Source organism: Enterococcus sp. AAFC-DPL-5182, assembly GCF_058216605.1.
In genome coordinates, this window is the sequence record NZ_CM177101.1 from 1,131,320 (window position 1) to 1,148,428 (window position 17,109).

Here is a 17,109-nt window from a genome sequence, read left to right on the forward strand (position 1 = left end):
CAAACAACAAAAAGAGAGGAAGGATAAGTATGAGTAAAAAGGTATGGTTGGTAACAGGAGGTTCAAAAGGGTTAGGATTGGATTTGACGAAAGCATTACTTCATAATGGACATCAAGTTGTCACAACGAGCAGAGATAAAGAAACATTGATTCAAAAAGTGGGTTCAGAAAGTGCCTCGTTTTTACCAGTTAGTTTGTCTTTGACAGATGAAAAAGATATCAAACGAGTGGTGGAATCAGCAGTAGAAAAATTTGGTAGAATCGATGTGTTGGTGAATAATGCAGGATATATGGTAGCAGGTGCTGTAGAAGATTTAACTGATCAGGAAGTAAGAATGTGTTTTGATATCAATGTATTCGGCACGCTAAATATGATGAGAGCTGTTATGCCCGTCATGAGACAGCAAGAAACTGGCTATATTCTCAATACTTCATCGATCTCAGGACTTTATGCAGGCGCATTTGAGTCAACTTATGCAGGAACTAAGTTTGCTATTAATGGAATTACGCAGGCATTTGCCGATGAAGTCAAGCCTTTTGGCATTCATGTCATCAACGTTGCACCGGGATATTTACGGACAGAGTTTTTGTCAGAAGATTCCTATATGATGTCTCAAAAAATCAGTGATCCCTATAAAAAATCAGTAGAGGAACGTCTAGGGTTCGTTGCAGCAATGAATGGCAATCAAGCAGGAGATCCTAAGAAAGTCGCAGCGTTATACATGGAAATCGTTGAAATGGACGAACCGCCTTTAGAATTAATGGTCGGCAGTGATGCTTACGAAGTGGCATTAAATCGCTCGAACGAGAAAATCTTAATGACAGAAAAATATAAAAAATTATCGGAGTCAGTAGATTATATAAAAAAAGAGGAAGCTAAATGACTATCAAAGAAATGGCAGAACTCGTAGGTGTTTCTGCTGATACATTAAGGTATTATGAAAGAATTGGTGTGATACCTACAGTCACTAGAACAATTCATGGCGTTCGAGATTATGATGCAGTTCATCTTGAATGGATCCAGTCGATCTTAAAGTTAAAAGCATCTGGTATGACGTTGGAGATGATCATTGAGTATGTACGTCTCGCAAATCTAGGTGAAAGCACGATTGAAGCTAGGAAAAATTTGCTTGAAGAAGAACAGGAACGAATCACAGCAAAAATCGAAGAACTTCAGGAAAGATTAACTACAATAAATATAAAAATTGAAGATTACTACGAAGATCTATTGCCTAAAACAACAACAATGATTGATAAAATGAATCGTGAATAGAGAATGATACAATAAGTTAGTTCAAAAAAAAACACCAAATAAGGTTATAACAAAAGTTGTTAAAAATTTAGTAATAGAATAAAAAAACCGTACAGTGCTTTTTCTGCATTGCACGGTTTTTTGTGGATTTTCGAGGAGTTTTTTCTAGCCACCTTCTCTTGCTATATTGAATCTTACCCATTTTATGCTTATAATGAATATTACATTAAAAAGATGGAAATGTGTTGGGGGAAAAGAAAATGTGGCAGTTTATAAAAAATAATCTATTTATGATCAAACGAGATGGTTTGTTGTATAATATGAAACCTAGAAATACGTTTTTTCTAACTTTATTTCTAGGTGCAACGGGGATTCCTAGAATATTAAACAGAGATTTCATTTCTGGTGGTATTTTACTCTTTTTATTTATTTTTGTCTTTAGCAATTGGGATTCCGATATAATTATCATGATTGGTTTGTTTGAAGCTGTTACAAGCCTGTTTTATAGAGAGCCAGAACCAAAAAAGCAAGCTGTTGAGGATAAGCATAAGGTCACCCGATCTGCGGTGACAAAAGAGGTTCAAAAAGAAACAGCAAATGAAACACTGAAGAAAACGATCAAAGTAGGAAATAAAATCTGTCATTTTTGCGGAGCACCAATGCCTTCAAATGAAACAGTTTGTTCTTATTGTAGAATGGAAAGTACACAGTAGAAAGTTGAGAAAATAATGAACTTAAAAAAAGCGCTTAAAATCTGTCTAGGCATTTTAACCCTCTTTATCGCAATTATTCTAGCCTATGTCGGCTACGTTTATTTCAGTTATTCTAGAATCGCTGATAATTTATCTGTAGAAACGATTCAAAAGGCAAAAGCAACACAAGTTTCAACAAACAAAGAATACAAAATCACAACTTTTAATATCGGATATGGTTCGTATACATCAGATTATACATTCTTTATGGACGGTGGAAAACAATCGAAAGCAGTCAGTAAAGCAAGTGTTGTCGAAAATATCTCTGGTGTTATTGATACAACGAAAATGATCGATCCAGATTTTGCTTTATTCCAAGAAGTTGATAAAAAGGCTACTCGTAGCCGCGGTGTGGATGAAGTGACTCAAATTACGCAACAGTTTAATGACTATTCAAGTGTATTTGCTACCAACTATGATTCAGCGTTTCTGATGTATCCTATTTTAGATCCAATTGGTAAGTCTCAATCGGGTATTCTTACGTTGAGTAATAGTGAAATTGAAGAGGCTACTCGCTATAGCTTACCAATTGAGACTAATTTCAATAAATTTTTTGATTTAGATCGTGCCTTTACGGTGTCCAGAATACCAGTTGAGAATGGCAAATATCTAATGCTGTACAATGTTCATTTATCTGCCTATATTAAAGACCAAAAAATTCAAAAAGAACAAGTTCATAAATTATTCGATCATATGGAAAATGAATACAAAAAGGGGAATTATATAGTTGGCGGTGGTGATTTTAATCATGATCTGCTGGATTCTTCGACTGAGACATTTAAAAATGACACAAAAGAGGAATATACTTGGTTGCAACCTTTTCCTAAAAAAGAGTTGCCGAAAAATATACATGTAGCAACGTTGAATGAGACGGAAACACCTGTACCGTCAGTCCGTAATTTAGATAAGCCTTATCAAAAAGGGGAGTCATTTGTAGCATTGATCGATGGGTTTATTATTTCAGATAATGTAGAAAATATCGGTGGAAAAGTGATTGATGGTGCATTTAAAAACTCAGATCATAATCCAGTTGAGCTGACATTTAAGTTAAATAAATAAAAAGAAACGAAGCCAGAACAAGGGGCTTCGTTTCTTTTTTTAAGTTAACCTTCCGTTTTTACGACAGTTTCTTTGCCATCATTCATAATTAGCGCAGTATGGCTAGCAACTTTGACACCATCTGCATCGTAATCAGTATTTGAGAAATTAGCAATGACAGACAATTTCTCACCAAATTCCGTTTTTTGAACCAAACGGTCATCGGTCAATACTTTAAAATCAGTCATTTCATGTTGCAATGCTGCTTTTTGGAAAGGACTCCAGATTTTAGCATTTTCTGAGATATCTTGTTTATGTTCTTCCCAAGCGGCTTTGTCGATATGCATCATTGGTGGAGTGTTGTATAAATACTCTTTCATTCGACGTTCACCAACTTGATTTTTGATTTTATAACTATCCCATTCCCATTGATGAGAAGTGATGACAGAACGGTTGTAAACAAGTTTATAAAGAGGGAGAGAATAAACAGGGTCGGTATAAATTGGTTTATATTCTTCCTTGATCGGTACAACTTTTTTGTATTTTGTTGGAATTCCACCGTCTAATGCAGCGTAACTTCCTACATAGTATTCACTTTCTTTATTTTCACGCATATCAGGATCGGACCACATAATGACAGGTGTTTCGATTCCGTGAGCAAAAACCATATTTTTTGACGCAAAATCATTCCCGCCTTCAGACCCGACAACTAAACCATTTTGATTGAAATAATCCATTCGTTTCAAGCGTCCTGCTACGTCTTCACTTTGTGTTGTCAGATGTTCTGGACTATAGTCATTGTAAATTTCACCTGCGGCGTCTGTATCTAAAAACCAAGAATTGAATGGAATTTTATTTTGCATGATGCCAGTAAAACGTTCTTTTACATCAGGAAAAATTTGTGTTGGGTTAAGTTTACGTCCTTTTCCTAAGAAACCAGCAACTTTTTCACCATTTTTCTTCGTAACTGTGGCATTTTCGTATAGATTTTTGTTAGGGAAAGAAGCAGTATTCCAATCGATGCTAGCATTTTCTTGAATCGATTGATAAGAATCATAAGGACCAATCAGATAGCCTTCATCCGCTGCGGTTTTGACCATTGCTGGATTCATCAGTCCATTCGCCCAGTTTGGTAGACCAATCCAAGCGTTCTCAACACCTGAGGCTTTCATCTCTTTGAAAACATCAGAAGAAGTTGCTTGTCCCCATTGTTCAATAGGCGGAGTCAACTCACCTAACACGCTAGCTAGAAGATGTTTATTTAATGTGTACCGTTCTTGTTCACTTAGTTTATCGATCCCTTTATCAATAAGTTTTTGAGCTTGTGCATCGGGATTTTTGAAGATGTCTTTATTATAAAATTGCGGATAAAGTAGTACGTAATTGATCGATGTTAAGAACGTATTTTTTTCATATTTATACCCTTCATTGTTTTTAAATGCTTCTAAAGCCTTTAAATATTCTTCAGAACCATCTTCACCGTATTGAGTCAATAATTCGGCGATCCATTGAAAAATTGGCTCATCTACCATAGATGGTAGTTTCCCCCATTTGATATCTTCTGTTGTTAAGATACGGCTATTCCAAAAGTAAACTTGGATGGCACCACGCATTTTTTTGATTTCAGGATTTTCTTTTTCCTTTTCATCTAGTGTTTTGAATTCACCTAAATTGATGCGATCCATTTGATACGTTTTAGCGATTGCAACAGGGTCATTATCGGTAACATATAGTCGGTAATTCATTGTTTTATTTTTGTCGAAGCCAATAAAATTGTGGCTAGCTTCCAAGGTCAGGTGAGGCTCTGTCTTTGTTAATAGATCACTATTGAATGGGTTATCCATTACAAAAGTTGTGGCAAATGTTTCTTGATTTGTTGCAAAAAAGCTCATTGAAAAAGCTTCGCTCATCGATAATTCTTCATTTTGTTTAAAATAGGCAAGCCATTCTTTTTGATCATTGGGAATCGTTTTTCCTTCTGCAATGGGTAGTACATAGTTTTTAGCATCTAGTTTAGGCCAGGTAAAAGAGTTATCTTCATTCGATAAACTGGTAAGAGCAACAGCGATATGATTTTTTTCTCTTTTCAGTTTTACTTTAAGTTGTTCATTGGGGTAAGTCCAGCTGACTTCTTCTTTGCTTTTTTTTAAATCAGTGACTTCTTTTGGAGCTTGAGGTTTTGAAACTTCTGCAGTTTCGCCATTTTCAGTAATAGAAACAGTGAATGTTGCAGGATCAATATCAAAAGAAAAATCAGTTTTGGCATAGGTTTTGTTTTTCTCGATTTCATTGTTGACTATTAGTTTTTCTGATTTGTTTGTTGCGTTGGTTTGATTGACATTACATCCTGATAAGGATAGTGTGATCGCGGCTAAGCCGAGGTAGATAGACAATTTTTTCATGAGTTCCTCCTAATATAAAAGCTGAACGGGCTCGTTTACCTTTTTCCCGAAGAGCCGAATCGCTCAACTCAATAATGTAAAACAAGTATACCAAGCAAATGTTACAGAAAAATGCCAAAATCAACCAAAAAAACAAGCGCAAAATGCTACGCTTGTTTTTCAGGTTTATAAAATTGTAAAACAAAGATCAATGTCTGATGAACTAATCTAGCTTCAATCGTAAATCCGTGTTCATCCATAATCGATTGAACGATGGATAAGCCTAACCCTGTTCCAGACAAGTTTTTATTCCGCGATTTTTCATGAACGTAAAAGGCTTCCCAAAGTTTATTTACATCAAAATCAGTGGTTAGAGAGGTTTGATTACTAATAGTAAACTCAATAAATGCTTCTGTTTCCCGCCAACTTGCTTGAATTTCTTTGTCAGTAGTATATTTGAGACCATTTGTTAGTAAGTTTTCAAACACTCGCTTGATTAAAATTGGATCAGCTTCGATTAATGGAAGAGGTGAGTCTGTATCTGCTTCCAACAATAGAATTTCCTCTTTTTCTAGGGTGGGTGTCAGTTCCATAACTGTTTGCTTCCAAGTATCTGATAATTGCATAGGGACTTTATTGATCGGTTGTTGTTGCTCTAATTTTGCATAATCTAACATCTGATCGACAATATCATTTAGACGCTTGGTTTGTTGTAAGATCACTTCTAGATAAGTTCCATCGTCTAAGCCGTCCTCAATACCTGAACCATATGCTTTGATTAGAGCGATAGGTGTCTTCAATTCATGCGTTAAATCGGCTGTAAATTGTTTTAGCTGTTCATTTTTAGCAAGTAAGTTCTTTTGATAGGTTGCTAAGGCGTAACTCATTTTATTGATGCTGAGCGCCAATTCACCGATTTCATTTGCTGGAATATCATCCGTTGTTACAAAAGTCAGTGTCGTGATTTCTTCTGCTACTTTCTTTAGGTTGACTAAAGGATCGGTTATTTTCCGAACAGAAACATAAATCAGTATAATGATTAGAATCAACGTTAGGCTTAATGAAATAAAATTAAATGTATTGATCAGATTGGCTGTTTCAGAAAAATTCACAGTGGAGACACCAACTAAATAAAAGGTATCGTCGATTACTTGCATCTCAACCAAAAAACTAGACTTCTGTTTGCCTTGATCAAAATTTCGCTGAATCGGTTTAGGGCTATTTTGGAGTTGATCTACTGTTTCTTGTGTAACCCAAAAACGATTCAATGCGACTTTTTTTCTATTTAATTCTACATTTAACGCTTCATTAAAATCATCAAGTGAAGTACCATCTAACTGTCGTGTGATGATGGTGACTTGGTTGTTCTCTTCCAATTCTGCTAGTTGTTGTTCTGAAGTAGTATGTTGTTGAATATCCGTCATAACCGAGGTGACTTTATGGTCCATTTTTGAAAAATAGTAATAGGGGACAATCAGACTATTTAAAAGAAACATGACGATAAAGCTCCCTATGATAATCGATGAAAAGGTCAAAGTGAGTGTAGTACTGATTTTTCTAGTTTTCTTTTTCAATGAGATAGCCCACTCCTCTTTTGGTGGTGATGATCTCATCACCAATTTTTTCACGAAGTCTTCTAATATGTGTATCAACCGTTCGTTCTACACCATCATAGTCCATTCCCCAAACGCCAACTAAGAGTTGCTCTCTTGTTAAAATACTTCCGCGATTATTGATGAGCATCATTAGCAAATCAAATTCTTTTTTTGTTAAGTCTAATGGTTGGTCATCTTTCCAAATGTTTAAATTAGTTGGTTGTATCAGCAAGTTTTTTACATAAAATGAATTGGTTAAGCCAAGCAATTTTTTGACCCGCAGTAATAGTACTTGTGGATGAAATGGCTTTGTGATGTAGTCATCAGCACCGCTGGATAAAGAAAGAAATTCATCTTCACCAGTTGATTTTGCCGTTAGCATGAGAACTTTCAATGAACTTTCAGCTTTGATCTTTTTAATGACTTCGATTCCATCCATTTTTGGCATCATCCAATCGATGATCGCTAAATCTAATTTTTCTTTATAAAAAATATCTAAAGCAGCTTCACCATCTAGCGCGGTAAATACTGTGAATCCGTCTTTTTTTAAATAGGCACTCACGATTTGTACCATTTCTGGACTATCATCTGCAACTAAAATATTCACGTACAAAACTCCTTTTACAGCTTCGTTATTTTTTGTTTGAGTAAGAGAAATTGACACAGTAGTAAAAATGAAAAAATTCCGATCAACGGTAAATCTGCAAACATGACGAAATGGCTTGGTGCATACAACATATCTGAAAGCCATGAATTGGATTGCTTAAAAAATAGTGTATAGAGATATTCTGTTATAATCAAGCCTAAAACACTACTGGGAATAATAAGTAATAAAGGTTCGATAAAAAGCTCACTAGTTACTTGGAGAGCTGTGCTACCTAACATTTTTTTGATAATCAGTTCTTTTTTATCCAATATCATGCTTCTTTGAAAAGAGATGAAAAGATAAAAAACGCCGAATAAAAACAAACCAATACTGAAAATAAGTAACGCGATGTTTAAACTATCCAATAAAGTAATTAAATTTTCGCTAGCATTTGATTGAGTAAAAGCGTCTAGTGAATCGATTTCTTCTATTCTTCTTTGTTTCTCTATTCTTCCGAAATGAACTGCGGTGATCCAACCATGGAGTAAAACGCTCAAAACAAAAAAATAAAGAACAGTAAAAATGCTTTTAAAAAAAGCAGCCCCCTTGCTTCGCAGGAGACTATTGCCACTATCTTTTAAAATATAGTAAAAGTTATTCATCTCAACAATCCCCCAACAACAAGCATAACAGTATGACATAAGAAACTGTTCTTAATATGCTTTACTTATTTATCGTACTTGTATAATTTAAATTCTTCAATTAATTGAATCAATTTTTCTGCATAGTCTGGGTCGGTAGCATAACCACCATTTTGCAAAGCAACAGCAGCTTCTTGATAATTCTTACTGGTTTTGATTCCTTCGTATGTGCCACCTTTTAAAAATTCCATGTGATCGACCATTGATTCTTGAACCGACTCATATTTTTTAAACGAATCATCGATCGTAATCCGTTCACCATCAATAAACTCATCTGTGGGCATGATACTAGACTGTTCATTAAAAGCTCCTTTGATCCCAAATAGATTTTTCGCTTCTACCGCTAAATCACTACGGCCCCAGTCAGATTCTAAAATTGCTTGAGCAATGGTAATACTGGCGAATAAATGAGTTTGTTTTTGTAAAAGTTTCGCTTCAGATGCTATTTCATCAATAAAAATCTGCTGATAAGCAGTTGCTTCATCTTGGATTGGTTGTTCTTCTTTATTAAAAATAAGGAAAAGGCTAGCAAATGAAAGAAGTAGAATCAATAGTAATGGTAAAATATTTTGTTTTTTTAGAATGCCTTGATTCATGTAAGAACCTCTTTTCTTTTAGTGTTACATTCAGTATAGAGGTTCAATGTTACAAAAATATGCCAAAGAAGTTAATATTTGTTTGGCTTTCTTAAGAATTGCTTCAGTTTGATTAAGTTGATGCTTGATACAAAGGAAGATAGAACCAGAAAAAGACGACGGATAAGAAAGATTGAGGTGTTCTTTTTATTGTTGTGAACGAAATAACATTTTGCACAGCTCCAAACAAACCCCTTTACAAGATCAGAAAAATCATTTATCATAACTCTTGTAAATACCCCTAAGGGTATAAAGGAGGAGCATATGTTTTCATTTTTAAAAGGAAATTCAATTAATACTACTGACCTTCAGCAAATGCTAGATTCAAAACCAACCATGATTGATGTTCGCGAAAAGAGTGAGTTTACTGCTGGTCATATCCCAAACGCTAAAAATGTCCCATTAAGTAAAATTTCAACCTATCAATCAAAAGAAAATCAACCAGTTTATGTGATTTGTCAATCTGGAATGAGAAGCAGACAAGCAGTCAAAAAACTAAAAGCAAAAGGAATCGATGCGATCAACGTCAAAGGCGGAATGAGTGCTTGGCGTGGCGTCGTCAGAGGAGGAAAATTATAATGCGTGTAGTGATTATTGGTGGTGTAGCAGGTGGCATGTCAGCCGCAACCAGATTAAGAAGACTATCAGAAGAAATCGAGATTATCGTTTTAGAAAAAGGACCCTATGTTTCATTTGCAAACTGCGGATTACCCTATTATGTATCAGGAGAAATCAGTGAACGCTCAGAACTGATTTTGCAAACACCAGAACAATTGAAGAAAAGATTCAATATTGATGTTTATCCAGAAACAGAAGCAATTAAAATCGATCGAATAAATAAAACAGTTTTAACGAATGCAAACGGTAAAGAGAACACGTTCAGTTATGATAAACTGATTCTTTCACCGGGGGCACAACCAGTGATACCAACAATTGAAGGACTGGATGAAGCAACAAATGTTTATACCCTAAGAAACGTCCCCGATGTCGATAAGATCGTAGCGACTGTTAAAAATGAACAACCCAAACAAGCCGTTGTAATTGGTGCAGGCTTCATCGGTTTAGAGATGGCGGAGAATTTAAGTCACCTAGGTATCGATGTTACGATCGTAGAAGCAGCTCCACAAATTTTACCGCCTTTAGATGAGGAAATGGCTGCCTTTGTTGAAAAAGAATTAAAGGCAAAAGGAATTACTGTCTATACTGGAGCTGAGGCAACAGCATTTAAAGAAGCTGGTCAAACAATCGAATTAAGCTCAGGTGAAACAATTTCAAGTGATTTCACAGTACTATCGATCGGTGTTAAACCTTCTAGTGATTTAGCTGTTGCAGCGGATTTGAACACAGGCTTACGTGGGGGGATTATTGTAGATAAAACCTATCAAACCAATGATCCAGATATTTATGCAGTTGGCGATGCAATCGTTGTGAAACAACAAATCACAGCGGAAGATGCGTTGATTTCACTTGCGTCACCAGCTAATCGCCAAGGGCGCCAAGTAGCAGACGTGATCGCAGGCGTTGCTCGGAAAAACCAAGGAAGCATTGGGACGGCAATCGTTCGAGTGTTTGATCTTGCTGCAGCAAGTACAGGATTAAGCGAGCGTCAATTACGCAACAGTAATCTAGAATATAAGGCTGTTCATACAACATCAAAAAGCCATGCAGGGTATTTTCCAGGAAGTCAGCCAATTGTGATGAAGTTACTTTTTCATCCTGTAACAGGTAAAATTTACGGAGCACAAGCGATTGGACAAGATGGTGTAGATAAGCGGATCGATATTATCGCGACTGCAATCAAAGCGGGAATGACCGTTATGGATCTGCCAGAGTTAGAATTTACGTATGCACCGCCATTTGGATCAGCGAAAGACCCTGTTAATATGATCGGTTATGCTGCAACCAATATTGTAGAAGGTTTCTCTGACAATATTCAATACTACGAATTAAAAGAAGCATTGGCGAACGGAGCCTTTTTATTAGATGTGAGAAATCCAGGAGAGTTGAAGAACAATGGTTCATTATCTCAAGCTAAAAATATTCCATTGGACGAATTAAGAGAGCATTTAGCGGATCTGCCAGCGGATAAAGAAATCATTGTTAGTTGTCAAAGTGGACAAAGAAGTTATTTAGCTGAACGTATTTTAAAGAATAATGGTTTCAATGTTAAAAATTTAGATGGAGCATTTCAAATATATAGTGCAATTTACCCTCAGGAGGTTATTAAATAATGTATAAATCAATCATGATCGATGAATTTGAGCAATTAGAGAAAAGAAATGAACTAGCTATCATAGATGTGCGTGAAGAAGATGAATACGTTTCAGGACACATCAAAGGGGCAAAAAATATGCCACTGAGCATGCTACAAGAGACGGCAGAATCGTTGGATAAAAACCAACATTACTATATTATCTGTCATGCTGGTGGCCGTTCACAAATGGCAAGTGAATATTTTGCTTCATTAGGGTATGATGTTACTAATGTGATGGGCGGTATGTCTGCCTGGAGAGGAGAAGTTGTGGATGGCTTGTGATCCTAAACTAGCGAACCGCTTAAAACGTTCAGAAGGACAAATTCGCGGGATTTTAAAAATGATGGATGAAGGAAAAGATTGCCGAGAAGTTGTAACCCAATTGATGGCAGTTCGTTCAAGTATCGACAAAGTTATTGGACTTGTCGTAACTGAAAATCTAAAGCAGTGTATGGAAGATGAAAATATCGATCTGGCTGGCGAGGATATGGCGAAAGCGCTAGAAATGATCGTAAAAACGAGATAAATAAAGGGTTGCTTCTGTTTCCGCCTTTTATTCATAAAGAAGTCGAAAATCAGTATGCTGCTGATTTTCGACTTCTTTATTTTAAAGTAATTGGAACTTTCTTTTTTAATAACCAGCCTTCTTTTTCCAGTTCGCCTAAAGAAATTGACACTCTAGATTGTGATGTACGGCAGAATTTTGATAACACTTCTTGTGTAATAAATTTCGGTAATTCTAGTTGTTCGTTCTCAGTTAAGATACCAATATGATCACTCAAATAGGTCAGTGCATGTTTAATTCGTTCTGTAGTTGGTAAATGAAGAAAATTGAAATATCCATAATGCCGTTGGAAGATATCAGCAAAATTAGATAGGAGTAATTCATAAAAGAGCGGTTCTTCATTTAATGAATGGAGAAGCCGTTCTTTTGATAAGCAAAAAATAGTAGCGTGTTCGCTAATCACTCGAATACTGTGTTCTTTTTGTTTAAAAGTAGAAAAACTATCCAAGCCAAAAAAATCATTTTGAAAAATAAAAGAAGAAATATAACGTTTGCCATCATTAAGAATTTCAACACAAATAACACCTTCGACAACATAATAGATATTTTCAGTTTTTTCATACTCATCGATGATTAAAGTGTCTTTCACATAAGTTTTTTCTGTCCAGTTATTCTGTAAATCTTTTTTTAAATAGTCAATTAAGCTCAGATTATCTTTATATAACTCGATTGTTTAGTCCTCCTTTTAGGTGAAAATAATTAAAAATTTTAAGTATAAAAAGTATAGCATAAACGGACAGTTTTTTTGAGCTTGTCCCATAAAAAGTCAAGAGTAGGCAATTTATATCATTGATATAAATTGTTTTTTTTGTTTCCTCTAAAATAGGATTTACCAACTGAGTGTGTGGCTGAGATGGTACAGCATACAACTAGGAAAGGGAGGATGTAGGTGAATTATGACGGGAATAGACCCATCTACCAACAAATTATCGAGCAGGTCGAACATTGGATCGCTAGTAATCAATGGCAATCAAATGAAAAAGTACCATCTGTCAGACAATTGGCAGAAGATTTAGATGTAAACCCAACAACGGTTCAACGGGCTTACAGTGTTTTAGAACAAGAAGAAATTTTGATTAGTCAGAGAGGGATTGGAAAATTCGTGACAGAAAAAATAGATAAGATAACAGATTTACGTTTGCGATTGATTGAAGCACATATAGAAGCTTTTATCACTCAATTACAAAAACTTGATTTAACACAGAATGAAAGGGAGCACATCATTGAACGGATTGTGAGGAGTGCAAATGAATAAACTACAAGCAAAAAATATTGGCAAACGATATCAAACAAATATTTTTCAAGAGTTGTCTTTTACCTTGAATGAAGGGCAAATTCTCGGCATTCTCGGAAAAAACGGTACAGGGAAAACAACGCTATTAGACTGTATTTCTGGACAAAAACAAATCAGCACAGGGATGATCCTATATAATGACCAGCCACAAACTAGTACTGTATTTAAAACGAGCATAGCTTATGCTTCAACGATAAACTATTTTGAAGATTCGCAAACGATTAGACAAGTATTGATTGAATATACGTTGTTGTTTCCAGGTTTTCAGTTAGAAAAAGCCGTGGAGCAGTTGGAAATCTGGCATATCTCAGCGAAACAAAAATGGCAGGAACTCTCAGAAGGCAGTAAAGTCAAAGTAAAGATTGCGTGTGAATATGCTAAAGCAACAAGCATCTTTCTATTGGACGAGCCCTTTGCCTATTTAGATTATTCCTCCCGAATACAAGTGAAAAAAATGTTAAGGAAAGCTAGCGGTGAAAACAAGATAATTTTAGTTTCGACTAATTTTATTGAAGAGATGGATACTTTATTTACAGATGTATTGTTTATGAATCCCAATCGCTATTGCGAAGTAATTAATTTGGAAGATCTGAGGGAACGAAAAGGTCTGTCCCTAAAAGAAATCTATGAGGAGGAAGCCAATGATACGTTTATTTAATTTTTATCATGAAAAAAGTAAGAAGTTCTTTTTAAGTAGTTTGCTTTTGATCTTAACCAGCTATTTTGCTAAATATGTTTTTCAATTAACGATACCCGAATCTCAATGGGAACGTTTGCCGATTTTACTCTCTGTGGCGGCATCTGTCATTTTAACTTGGCGCATCAATCAATTAGACATCCAATCGAATCATCGAACGTTGGCTAGTACGGCTAATCAGTCAACTTTTGAGAAAATCGGTGCAAAATATTTACTTTCTTATGTTCAGGTGCTTGTGATCGGTGCAATAAATTTAGTGTTTAATTTTACAACGATTTCTCTAGGAATAGGGGAGCTGCTGCTATTGTCTGTAGAGCTGGCTGTTTATCTTGCAGGTATGATTAGTTATTTGATTTTACTTAGGGGTGTTATTTCTAAATTGTGGTTGCCGAACTTTTCCAAAACATTTGTAGTAGCGATTGCTTGGATCATGATCGTTTTATTGAATGACGTGGCACGTTATTATTTCCCTCAAAGCATGAATGTTACATTGCCAGTTAATAATGGAGCGTTTTACCCAAGTACATTTATTCTAAATGCGTGTCTATCAGCAGCCATTATATTTGTTTATCTTTGGCTAGACAAAAACCAATTGAAAGACAATGAATAGGGGGAGAAATATGTATCAGCTGAAAAAAGTATCGAAAAGTTTTACGATCGATAACAAAAAAGAACCTGTCTTACATGACATAACAACTACATTTAAAGCTGGCGATTTTGCTTTGATATTAGGTGCAAGCGGTAGTGGCAAGACGACCTTGTTAAATATTATTAGTGGGTTGGATACGGATTACGAGGGAGACATTCTTTATGAAGGGCAAAATTTAAAAACAGAAAATATGGATGATTTCCATAAAAATGAAATCGGTTTTGTCTTTCAAAGCTTTAATCTAGTTTCACATTTATCGGTACTTGAAAATGTCAAAAGCGCTCTTTATTTAGATAAAACACTAAGCCCTTCTGAGCGTACAGATCGAGCAATTCAACTTTTGACCAAAGTTGGATTAGCCGATCATGCGCATAAGTACCCTAGCCAACTTTCAGGAGGACAAAAGCAGCGTGTAGCAATCGCTAGAGCCCTTGCCAATGATCCTAAAGTGATCATTGCAGATGAACCAACAGGAGCTCTTGATTCAGTCACAGCAGCTTCAATTATTGCGTTATTAAAACAATTGAGCCATGAAGGAACATTAGTGATTACAGTGACTCATGATGAAAGTTTAATGAGCTATGCAACTAAAATTTTAAGGGTCAAAGATGGTCGTATCTTAAGTGACGATCGCATCAAAGAACCGAATAGTAGTAAAAATCAGTTGCAAAAAAAAGTTTCATCAAGAGTTTCACTCTCTTTAGATGCTACCTTACAGCTTGTGAGTAAAAACTTTTTTAGTCGGATTTTGAGAAATTTGTTAGTTGCTTTTGGAACATCAATTGGTATTACAGCCATTTTGTTGGCCTTAGGTATTGGCAATGGAATTACAGGAGTGCTGGGGGATTTTTTTCAAACAGCCTATTCTCCAAACCAAATCACCTCGTACTATCAAGATCCTGAGCGTGGCGGACCGCCGAGACCGTCAGAATTATTGAAAAATGAAGAAATCAAAAAACTGAAAGAATTGTATGCAAGTGAAGGACTTACAGAAGTTTACGAGAGAGCCAATCTTACGGGCATTCGTTTTAAATATGAAGATCAATTGATCGAAAAACTAGCACCAAGTCAAATGGATGAAGCAAATTTAAATAAAGAAAGATACAAAACAAATACGGTGGAAGAGGGTTATCTATTAGCAGGGACGTTTATCACAGCGGATAAACCTGGAATCGTTTTGCCTGCTTCTGGGGCACGAGAAATAGTCGGATTGAAAAATTCAGAGTTAACTGAAGAAAATGTAAAACACTTGATCTCAAAACCAATCACTTTGGTTTATCAAGGAAGAGAACAAGGAATGGCGGACACTCCGATAGAAATTGAGACCGTGATTACAGGAATTACTTCACCAGAAGAAGAAGGCTTTGTTCAAGGCTTTATGGCATCTAGCCAAACGTTTGATGAAATGGTCAAACGTATTGGTATCGAAAAACCAATTTATACGGTCGATGCATTTGCAGAAAATCCTGAAACCGCAGAAGCTTTTATTGAAAAATACAAAGACGATCCCAAATATGAAAATTATGCAATTACGAATGCCTCTTCATTCTTGGATACGTTCAAACAATTTACGGATATTATTGTTTACTTATTAGCCTTTATTGCTGGACTTTCTCTGATCGTTGCAGGTGTGATGATTGCAGTTGTTTTATATATCGGAGTGGTGGAAAGAACCAAAGAAATTGGTGTTTTACGCTCTATTGGTTATAAAAAAGGATATATCAAACGGTTATTCAGGATGGAAGCAATCTATATTATGCTCTTATCTAACGTTATCTCAGTCGTTTTTGCTTACCTAATCCAATTTATAGCAAATCCATTGATTGAATCGAATATAGGCTTTAGCCAAGTTATTCAAATCGCTCCCCTTAATGCATTAGCTACATTAACTATTACTGGAATCTTAGGCGTGATTTTCGCTTTGTATCCAGCGGCAAAAGCAGCAAAATTAGATCCAATAACAACTCTACGCTATGAATAAAAGAAGGAAAGTAGGAAAAATAAATGAAAAAATTATGGAAAAATAAGCTATTTAAATATGGATTGATTAGCATCGTTTTAGTGGTATTAGGAGCAGCTGGATTTTTAGGCTATTATCGTATGGTCAGAGTTCAAGGAGTTCTTTCAAGTTATACAATCAATGAGACGTTAAAAGAAAAGTCAAATGCTCATAGAGCTGTTATTTACACCCAAGATCGTGCATTTAAAAATCAAGTAATCGAAGAACTTAAAAAAAATCTAGTGGACGAAAATATCTATGTGGAAGTGAAACCAGTTGAAGAGGTTGGAGAGAACAGAATCGAAGAATGGGACAAAGTGCTCATCTTATCTACAGTTCAATCAAGTGATCCTCCTAAAGTTGCATTAGATTATATTAATAAACATAAAAATGAAAAGAAATTAAGTGTGTATTTAACCGCTGATTCAGGCGGATGGTCAAAAGATCCCGGATATCTTGATGTGACAACTGCCGCATCTAAATCAGATAATGTCACCGTATTTAGTAGAAAAATGAAAGAATTTTTGTTGCAGTAAGATAGAAGAATTAGGAAAAATAAACTAAATTTTATTTCGATGTAGAATTTTATGGAAATCTAGTCCAATATTTCCATAAAATTCTTTTTCTAAGAACAGTATGAATTAAGATAATCTCCCTCATATTTAGTTTTTGAGAACGCATAGAGATCTTAACTCCAGAAGAAATGCGCCA

At 35.5% G+C, this 17,109-nt stretch carries 19 protein-coding genes; 13 read left to right on the forward strand and 6 right to left on the reverse strand.

Annotated features, from left to right (window positions below; genetic code table 11):
- Nucleotides 1–29 precede the first annotated feature (29 nt).
- From AC4BB7_RS05205 to AC4BB7_RS05220, 4 genes are all read left to right on the forward strand, one after another.
- Nucleotides 30–884 (forward strand): SDR family oxidoreductase, encoded by an 855-nt coding sequence (locus AC4BB7_RS05205; RefSeq protein WP_490484633.1) that lies wholly within the window; start codon nt 30–32, stop codon nt 882–884.
- Nucleotides 881–1,273, forward strand: a complete 393-nt coding sequence (locus tag AC4BB7_RS05210) for a MerR family transcriptional regulator (protein WP_086312148.1) — start codon at nt 881–883, stop codon at nt 1,271–1,273. Before AC4BB7_RS05205 ends, AC4BB7_RS05210 begins: the two co-directional genes overlap by 4 nt.
- 239 nt (nt 1,274–1,512) lie before the next feature.
- On the forward strand, nt 1,513–1,965 hold the full coding sequence (locus AC4BB7_RS05215) for a hypothetical protein (protein ID WP_490484634.1): 453 nt from the start codon (nt 1,513–1,515) through the stop codon (nt 1,963–1,965).
- Nucleotides 1,966–1,980: 15 nt separating this feature from the next.
- On the forward strand, nt 1,981–3,063 hold the full coding sequence (locus AC4BB7_RS05220) for a hydrolase (protein ID WP_490484635.1): 1,083 nt from the start codon (nt 1,981–1,983) through the stop codon (nt 3,061–3,063).
- Nucleotides 3,064–3,107: 44 nt separating this feature from the next.
- Here the strand turns inward: AC4BB7_RS05220 and AC4BB7_RS05225 are convergent, their stop codons facing one another.
- From AC4BB7_RS05225 to AC4BB7_RS05245, 5 genes are all read right to left on the reverse strand, one after another.
- Nucleotides 3,108–5,444 carry a glycoside hydrolase gene (locus AC4BB7_RS05225; RefSeq protein ID WP_490484636.1) on the reverse strand — a complete coding sequence of 779 codons (2,337 nt, stop codon included), beginning with the start codon at nt 5,442–5,444 and terminating at the stop codon, nt 3,108–3,110.
- Nucleotides 5,445–5,590: 146 nt separating this feature from the next.
- Nucleotides 5,591–6,997, reverse strand: coding sequence for a histidine kinase dimerization/phospho-acceptor domain-containing protein (locus AC4BB7_RS05230; protein ID WP_490484637.1), 1,407 nt, complete (start codon nt 6,995–6,997; stop codon nt 5,591–5,593).
- Nucleotides 6,981–7,625 carry a response regulator transcription factor gene (locus AC4BB7_RS05235; RefSeq protein WP_490484638.1) on the reverse strand — a complete coding sequence of 215 codons (645 nt, stop codon included), beginning with the start codon at nt 7,623–7,625 and terminating at the stop codon, nt 6,981–6,983. Before AC4BB7_RS05235 ends, AC4BB7_RS05230 begins: the two co-directional genes overlap by 17 nt.
- A gap of 14 nt (nt 7,626–7,639) precedes the next feature.
- Nucleotides 7,640–8,266: an FtsX-like permease family protein gene (locus AC4BB7_RS05240; protein WP_490484639.1), complete on the reverse strand. Its 627-nt coding sequence runs from the start codon at nt 8,264–8,266 to the stop codon at nt 7,640–7,642.
- Between the two features lie 65 nt (nt 8,267–8,331).
- A complete protein-coding gene (locus AC4BB7_RS05245; protein WP_490484640.1) occupies nt 8,332–8,901 on the reverse strand; it encodes a glycoside hydrolase family 73 protein in 570 nt (189 codons plus the stop codon).
- Between the two features lie 303 nt (nt 8,902–9,204).
- On the opposite strand from AC4BB7_RS05245, the gene AC4BB7_RS05250 reads away from it, so the two are divergent.
- The 4 genes from AC4BB7_RS05250 to AC4BB7_RS05265 are packed head-to-tail and all read left to right on the forward strand — an operon-like array spanning nt 9,205 to nt 11,720.
- The gene (locus tag AC4BB7_RS05250; RefSeq protein ID WP_490484641.1) at nt 9,205–9,519 is read left to right on the forward strand and encodes a rhodanese-like domain-containing protein; all 315 of its coding nucleotides are present in this window, start codon (nt 9,205–9,207) and stop codon (nt 9,517–9,519) included.
- Nucleotides 9,519–11,171 carry an FAD-dependent oxidoreductase gene (locus tag AC4BB7_RS05255; RefSeq protein WP_490484642.1) on the forward strand — a complete coding sequence of 551 codons (1,653 nt, stop codon included), beginning with the start codon at nt 9,519–9,521 and terminating at the stop codon, nt 11,169–11,171. The genes AC4BB7_RS05250 and AC4BB7_RS05255 overlap by 1 nt, the downstream gene beginning before the upstream one ends.
- The gene (locus AC4BB7_RS05260; protein ID WP_490484643.1) at nt 11,171–11,476 is read left to right on the forward strand and encodes a rhodanese-like domain-containing protein; all 306 of its coding nucleotides are present in this window, start codon (nt 11,171–11,173) and stop codon (nt 11,474–11,476) included. The genes AC4BB7_RS05255 and AC4BB7_RS05260 overlap by 1 nt, the downstream gene beginning before the upstream one ends.
- The gene (locus AC4BB7_RS05265) at nt 11,466–11,720 is read left to right on the forward strand and encodes a metal-sensitive transcriptional regulator (RefSeq protein ID WP_010773172.1); all 255 of its coding nucleotides are present in this window, start codon (nt 11,466–11,468) and stop codon (nt 11,718–11,720) included. The genes AC4BB7_RS05260 and AC4BB7_RS05265 overlap by 11 nt, the downstream gene beginning before the upstream one ends.
- Nucleotides 11,721–11,796: 76 nt before the next feature.
- On the opposite strand, the gene AC4BB7_RS05270 is transcribed toward AC4BB7_RS05265, so the two are convergent.
- The gene (locus tag AC4BB7_RS05270) at nt 11,797–12,348 is read right to left on the reverse strand and encodes a Crp/Fnr family transcriptional regulator (protein ID WP_490484644.1); all 552 of its coding nucleotides are present in this window, start codon (nt 12,346–12,348) and stop codon (nt 11,797–11,799) included.
- Between the two features lie 300 nt (nt 12,349–12,648).
- Between AC4BB7_RS05270 and AC4BB7_RS05275 the strand changes: the two genes are divergently transcribed.
- Genes AC4BB7_RS05275 through AC4BB7_RS05295 form a run of 5 tightly spaced genes read left to right on the forward strand, consistent with a single transcriptional unit; the run spans nt 12,649 to nt 16,934 of the window.
- Nucleotides 12,649–13,014, forward strand: coding sequence for a GntR family transcriptional regulator (locus AC4BB7_RS05275; RefSeq protein ID WP_490484645.1), 366 nt, complete (start codon nt 12,649–12,651; stop codon nt 13,012–13,014).
- Nucleotides 13,007–13,711, forward strand: a complete 705-nt coding sequence (locus tag AC4BB7_RS05280; protein ID WP_490484646.1) for an ATP-binding cassette domain-containing protein — start codon at nt 13,007–13,009, stop codon at nt 13,709–13,711. Before AC4BB7_RS05275 ends, AC4BB7_RS05280 begins: the two co-directional genes overlap by 8 nt.
- A complete protein-coding gene (locus tag AC4BB7_RS05285) occupies nt 13,695–14,360 on the forward strand; it encodes a hypothetical protein (protein ID WP_490484647.1) in 666 nt (221 codons plus the stop codon). Before AC4BB7_RS05280 ends, AC4BB7_RS05285 begins: the two co-directional genes overlap by 17 nt.
- A 10-nt stretch (nt 14,361–14,370) precedes the next feature.
- On the forward strand, nt 14,371–16,380 hold the full coding sequence (locus tag AC4BB7_RS05290; protein ID WP_490484648.1) for an ABC transporter ATP-binding protein/permease: 2,010 nt from the start codon (nt 14,371–14,373) through the stop codon (nt 16,378–16,380).
- Nucleotides 16,381–16,403: 23 nt separating this feature from the next.
- Nucleotides 16,404–16,934, forward strand: coding sequence for a hypothetical protein (locus AC4BB7_RS05295; protein WP_490484649.1), 531 nt, complete (start codon nt 16,404–16,406; stop codon nt 16,932–16,934).
- Nucleotides 16,935–17,109 lie beyond the last annotated feature (175 nt).

Excerpts from the sequence above, each read along its gene's own strand:
- AC4BB7_RS05290 (WP_490484648.1), top strand. The coding sequence starts at position 14,371 with ATGTATCAGCTGAAAAAAGTATCGAAAAGTTTTACGATCGATAACAAA.
- AC4BB7_RS05220 (WP_490484635.1), top strand. The coding sequence starts at position 1,981 with ATGAACTTAAAAAAAGCGCTTAAAATCTGTCTAGGCATTTTAACCCTC.
- AC4BB7_RS05245 (WP_490484640.1), bottom strand. The coding sequence starts at position 8,901 with ATGAATCAAGGCATTCTAAAAAAACAAAATATTTTACCATTACTATTG.
- AC4BB7_RS05210 (WP_086312148.1), top strand. The coding sequence starts at position 881 with ATGACTATCAAAGAAATGGCAGAACTCGTAGGTGTTTCTGCTGATACA.
- AC4BB7_RS05215 (WP_490484634.1), top strand. The coding sequence starts at position 1,513 with ATGTGGCAGTTTATAAAAAATAATCTATTTATGATCAAACGAGATGGT.
- AC4BB7_RS05295 (WP_490484649.1), top strand. The coding sequence starts at position 16,404 with ATGAAAAAATTATGGAAAAATAAGCTATTTAAATATGGATTGATTAGC.
- AC4BB7_RS05240 (WP_490484639.1), bottom strand. The coding sequence starts at position 8,266 with ATGAATAACTTTTACTATATTTTAAAAGATAGTGGCAATAGTCTCCTG.
- AC4BB7_RS05250 (WP_490484641.1), top strand. The coding sequence starts at position 9,205 with ATGTTTTCATTTTTAAAAGGAAATTCAATTAATACTACTGACCTTCAG.
- AC4BB7_RS05265 (WP_010773172.1), top strand. The coding sequence starts at position 11,466 with ATGGCTTGTGATCCTAAACTAGCGAACCGCTTAAAACGTTCAGAAGGA.
- AC4BB7_RS05205 (WP_490484633.1), top strand. The coding sequence starts at position 30 with ATGAGTAAAAAGGTATGGTTGGTAACAGGAGGTTCAAAAGGGTTAGGA.
- AC4BB7_RS05260 (WP_490484643.1), top strand. The coding sequence starts at position 11,171 with ATGTATAAATCAATCATGATCGATGAATTTGAGCAATTAGAGAAAAGA.
- AC4BB7_RS05225 (WP_490484636.1), bottom strand. The coding sequence starts at position 5,444 with ATGAAAAAATTGTCTATCTACCTCGGCTTAGCCGCGATCACACTATCC.
- AC4BB7_RS05255 (WP_490484642.1), top strand. The coding sequence starts at position 9,519 with ATGCGTGTAGTGATTATTGGTGGTGTAGCAGGTGGCATGTCAGCCGCA.
- AC4BB7_RS05285 (WP_490484647.1), top strand. The coding sequence starts at position 13,695 with ATGATACGTTTATTTAATTTTTATCATGAAAAAAGTAAGAAGTTCTTT.
- AC4BB7_RS05280 (WP_490484646.1), top strand. The coding sequence starts at position 13,007 with ATGAATAAACTACAAGCAAAAAATATTGGCAAACGATATCAAACAAAT.